This window comes from Bacteroides sp. AF39-11AC, assembly GCF_003474285.1.
Taxonomy (GTDB): domain Bacteria; phylum Bacteroidota; class Bacteroidia; order Bacteroidales; family Bacteroidaceae; genus Bacteroides.
This window is the reverse complement of sequence record NZ_QROH01000021.1, coordinates 628-5293: the sequence shown is the minus strand read 5'-3', so window position 1 is coordinate 5293 and position 4666 is coordinate 628. Positions and strand designations below refer to the sequence as shown.

Annotated in this window: 4 protein-coding genes; all 4 read left to right on the top strand. The window is 39.8% G+C overall.

The features are described 5' to 3' along the window. The first annotated feature begins 21 nt into the window (after window positions 1-21). The 4 genes from DW036_RS25130 (at window position 22) to DW036_RS25115 (ending at window position 4499) form a co-directional block, all read left to right on the top strand. Window positions 22-3195 (top strand): PL29 family lyase N-terminal domain-containing protein, encoded by a 3174-nt coding sequence (locus DW036_RS25130; RefSeq protein WP_118466716.1) that lies wholly within the window; start codon window positions 22-24, stop codon window positions 3193-3195. A 316-nt stretch (window positions 3196-3511) separates the two neighbouring features. Continuing rightward, window positions 3512-3775, top strand: coding sequence for a DUF3791 domain-containing protein (locus DW036_RS25125; RefSeq protein WP_118466714.1), 264 nt, complete (start codon window positions 3512-3514; stop codon window positions 3773-3775). After that, window positions 3772-4290 (top strand): DUF3990 domain-containing protein, encoded by a 519-nt coding sequence (locus DW036_RS25120; RefSeq protein ID WP_118466712.1) that lies wholly within the window; start codon window positions 3772-3774, stop codon window positions 4288-4290. Before DW036_RS25125 ends, DW036_RS25120 begins: the two co-directional genes overlap by 4 nt. Further along, a complete protein-coding gene (locus tag DW036_RS25115; protein WP_118223962.1) occupies window positions 4287-4499 on the top strand; it encodes a DUF3791 domain-containing protein in 213 nt (70 codons plus the stop codon). The genes DW036_RS25120 and DW036_RS25115 overlap by 4 nt, the downstream gene beginning before the upstream one ends. Window positions 4500-4666: the final 167 nt, after the last annotated feature.

Sequence of the window (4666 nt, the reverse complement as noted above, 5' to 3'; positions counted from 1 at the left end):
TAAATTTAAAGTTTTTTTATTATGAACAAAAAATTTCTAAGTGCAATCCTGTTTGGAGCTTTGATGATAGGTTCTACAGGAACGTTCACGTCTTGTAAGGACTACGATGACGACATCAAGGACTTGCAGGGACAGATTGATGCCAACAAAACGGCCATTGAGAAAATCAATGCTTTAGTTAACGGCGGCTCTGTTATTACTGGCGTTACTAAGACGGATAAGGGCGTCACTGTAACATTAAGTAATAATACTTCTTTTGAACTGACCAATGGAGAGAAAGGAACTGCAGGTTCTGTTGTGGAAATTGGTGAGAATGGCAATTGGTGGATTGACGGTAAGGATACTGGTAAACCGTCTAAAGGTGATGCTACCTCTGGAACAAATGCACCTACCATTTACTATGAACCGGGTACAGTTGGCAGTGAAGATGGTTACTGGATAAAAGTGACTATTGCTGATGGAAAAACATCAAGAGAAAATACAAACTCTTCTTGGGTTACTAAAAACACAATCACTGTAGCTGAAACGGAAAGTCAATACGTCATTAAAGGACTGAAAGGTGCTGACGGTAAAGAATATGGGGACCTTACTTTGAATAAATACTCAGCATTGTTTGTATCTTCATTAACTTATATCCCTTCTAATATCAGCGATGAATTGGGCGATATTGTGTTCTTGCCCGTTATCGGTACAGATTACAACTCTATAGGAACAAATCCTGTTTATGAATACAACTTAGCCAACACGAAATTTGCAACAACTTTGGTTGATGGTTGGGCGGATTTCAATTATCAGGTTAATCCGGGTTCTGTAAGTCCTGATAATTATACCGTTACTGGATTTACCATGAAGAGTGCATGGTACGAGGCTATGACAAGAGCCGCCGCCGCTACTACACTGAATGTAGGTGAAATCATTCCAGGAAAAGCAGGAGCTTTGACCGTAAAAGCTAATGCAAAAGACTTTGCTTTGTATTCTACAGCAGTTAAATCAGAATGGAAGCAACCAAGTGTATATGCTAATGTTCCTGCTGGTACTACTGAACATGACTTCAATAACCCTGCAGGTGTAGTTGAAGAATCTCCTTACAGTGATGATATTTTGGCGGTAAATACTGCATCTCTTCGTGTTTCTAACAAGAATGAAGATGAAGCAAATATCAATGGTAGCTCTGTTGATGCTCCTTATGTAGCTGTTGCCAGAATGGTTGTTCCTCAGGAAGAGACTTCTATTGCTTTGAATGTCACTAAATCATATATCGTAACTCCGGAAGCAGATAGAGCTGCTGCAGGTCAAAAAGCATTAGACACTCCTAATCTGAAAGAATTGTCTCAGATGTATACTAAAGCAGAAGCTAATGTACAATCTTATTTAGCAGCTATACCTGTTCTTTTGGATGTTCCTTTTGCTGGAACTACTAATTTGAATGAATATGTAAAGGGTATCGCTCGTGAATTCATGACATCTACTGGCTTCACATCTAAGAAGAGCCAATATTTGCTGGACAAAGATTTGAACTTTGATGCTCCTACTTTTAAATTTTCTTTAGAAAGCTTCAAACAAGCTGAAGTTGACCAAACTACCAGATATTTGAAATTGGAAGATGGCGTAGTCTCATTTGATCAAGCAATAACTGCAGCTATCAATCGCGAACCGATTGTTAAAGTTCAAATGTATGTAGGTTCAACTTTGGTTATGACTAAGCTGTTGAAGATGAAAGTTATTAATATGGTTCAGGGTACATTGAACTATCCGACATATGACTTAGGTACTAAGACTTTGGGATGTCAACCGTTAGTAGGTATAGCAAATGAAAGCTTCTACACATATGATTGGGCTAAAGAATATAAACCAACAAATGCAGTAGTGGATAATAAACTTGCCTTTGATTTTGACGCAGTATTCAATAAATTGGGAATGAGTAAAGATCAATTCGTGAATACGTATAGCTATGCATCTGCTCCGAAGTTTACGAAGGATGGCAATCCTTATCAAGCACTTAATATTGGTGTTAATACTTTGTGGATTAATGGCTCTGCAACGACTTCAAATAATTATGTATATTATGCATTAGACAATACATTGCTTCCTGGCGAATATGAAATCGAATTGCATATGACCACTAATAGTGAAACTGTTGCATATAAGGATGTTTATGTAACTGCTAAGGTTGTTATTCAGTTGCCGACTATCACTGCACCGCGTACCACAATGTACTGGTCTGATGAGAATACTGCTGAATTGAATGTAAATGCTCCTGAAACAGGTTATACTTCTACTGAATGTATCTTCATGTCAGAGTTGAACTCATTGTTTAAGACTACAAATAAAGTTCTTGACTTGACATTCAACCCGAATAAACCGACTGCAGGTGATTATGATTGTGTACAGACTAAGTACAGATTCACTGCTGATACTAAGGTGCTGAAAGCTGATGGTTCAAGTGCTGGTGTTGTAACCTTTGACAAGACTACTGACGATCGTCTGATTGTTAAGGTAGGTGGTGTAGATGTTGCTAAGATCAGTTCTCCGTCAACTACAGGTCAGACTATCGAATTGATTGAAAATGCTACAGTAAAAGCTCTGTTGAGCACAGGTGCATTGAAGATTACTAACCTCAATTTGATTGCTGAAGGTTTGTCTAAAGATATTCTTGTTAAGAAGTTCGATGTAAACTTCTCAAGACCATTAACATTAGCTGAAGCTGCTGTTAAGAGTTTCAAGGATGCTCAGGATATGGGTGATGATCTGAAGTTAACTGATGTCATTGCTTTGACAGACTGGAGAAATAAAGCAGTTGTTATTGATGGTGCTAAGACTACCAATTTGGAAGAATTCTATGCTGTTCAATACTTCTCACCTGCAATGTTTGTTAATACTGGTGGTTTGTTGGATAACAGTAAGATCTATACTAACTTGAAGAAGAATACCGCAGGTGACTATGCACCGGACAACTCGATTACAACTTTGGCTCAGGCTATGACAAACAAAGTTATGTTACCTGATTATACCAAGTTGACAGTTAAGGGTACTACAACTTCTGCTTCTACTACAGATAGTGACTGGGTATTGAACTATAAGACTAACATGTCTACTTTGTTGGAAACTTATTACATGTGGGTTCCTGTAACCGTAACTTACAAGTGGGGTACAGTAACTGGATATGTTAAGATTGCAGTTGATCCGGTTAACTAATGGTCTGATCTTTTCTTAGCAATTTAAATAAAGTGTGCCCCGAAGGGCACACTTCTTATTAATAAAACAACTACTCTGTGAAGAATAGTCCTTTTTTTCACCATCGTGAAAAATAAAATGTTGTTGTGTGAGGCTGTCCCCGTTGGGAGACAGCCTCACTCTTTTTATATGAGTAATCTGAAGCAAACGTATTTTTTTAAATCTTGCTTGCTTATCTAAAGGATTTGCCGAAGGAAATTACTTTTTGTTCAACTGAATTGAGGTAAGTCTGGTTAGTAAGCATTATCTTTGCAATCTAAGAAAGGAGACTAGAAGTATGACAAGTATGCAACGAATGACCGACGAACAACTGCGAATAATCTTCGCCGCCTCGTGCATCGAAGCCGCTGCCCGTCGCAAAGGTATATCCGCCACCGAGATGTACCGCCGCATGGCACGTATTGGCATGATAGAGGAGTATATTCTCCCCTATTATGATCTACTGCACACTCAAAGCCGTGAGTACATAACCGATACCACCCTCGAAACCTTGTACAACTGGGAAACAGCAGGAAAGACAATGAAAGGAGACAAATTATGAGTACCCTCGTCTACCATGGTGCAGCCGACACCGTAAGAAATCCACTGGCATCCTATGGGCGTCCTGATCTTGACTTTGGACAAGGCTTCTACGTTACTACCCTCCGTAGCCAGGCCGAACGCTGGGCACAAATCGTCAATTTGCGTCTGTTGCGAGGTACTCCCTGCCTCAACATCTATGAGATAGATATGGAGCGTATCCGTCAAGCCTATCGCTGCCTTCATTTCGAGACCTATAATCGTGACTGGCTCGACTTCATCGTACACAGCCGCAAGGGACTGAGACCCTGGCAGGAATATGATTTCGTGGAAGGAGGTGTAGCAAACGATCGCGTAGTAGATACAGTGGAAAGTTATATAGCGGGAACTATGCCCGCTGAAATAGCTCTTGAACAGTTGGCGCAACATCAGCCCAATAACCAGATGTGCCTGCTTAATCAGCACCTCATCGATGAATGCTTGCACTTCAAAGAATGTCTGCCCCTGAGCATTTCACAGAAAGGAGGTAAGTTATGATAAGTGACCTTCTCCTCTGGAACAAAATAGGACGTATCATCGTGTTGCTGGGCGAACGCCTCAACGTTTCTTCTGAACGTGCTCTCGGTATCTTCTACGAGTCCGACACCTGTGAACGGTTGCACGACCCCGAAACGGGGCTCTATTTAATGGGCGACTTATATATCGTGAACGACATAATTAGGGAACTGCAAGATAAGATGGGATAGGACAATAAAAAGCTTCCTCCCATTTGTTATTAAATAGACAGAGGCGATATTTTATGAATATTGCCTCTTTTTGTTTTTCCCCTAACAAATCTCTTTTTGACCTCTCTATAAAAGGTGTAATTTCATATTCATGTTCATTTTATATATATTGCACGATGAAATTATAT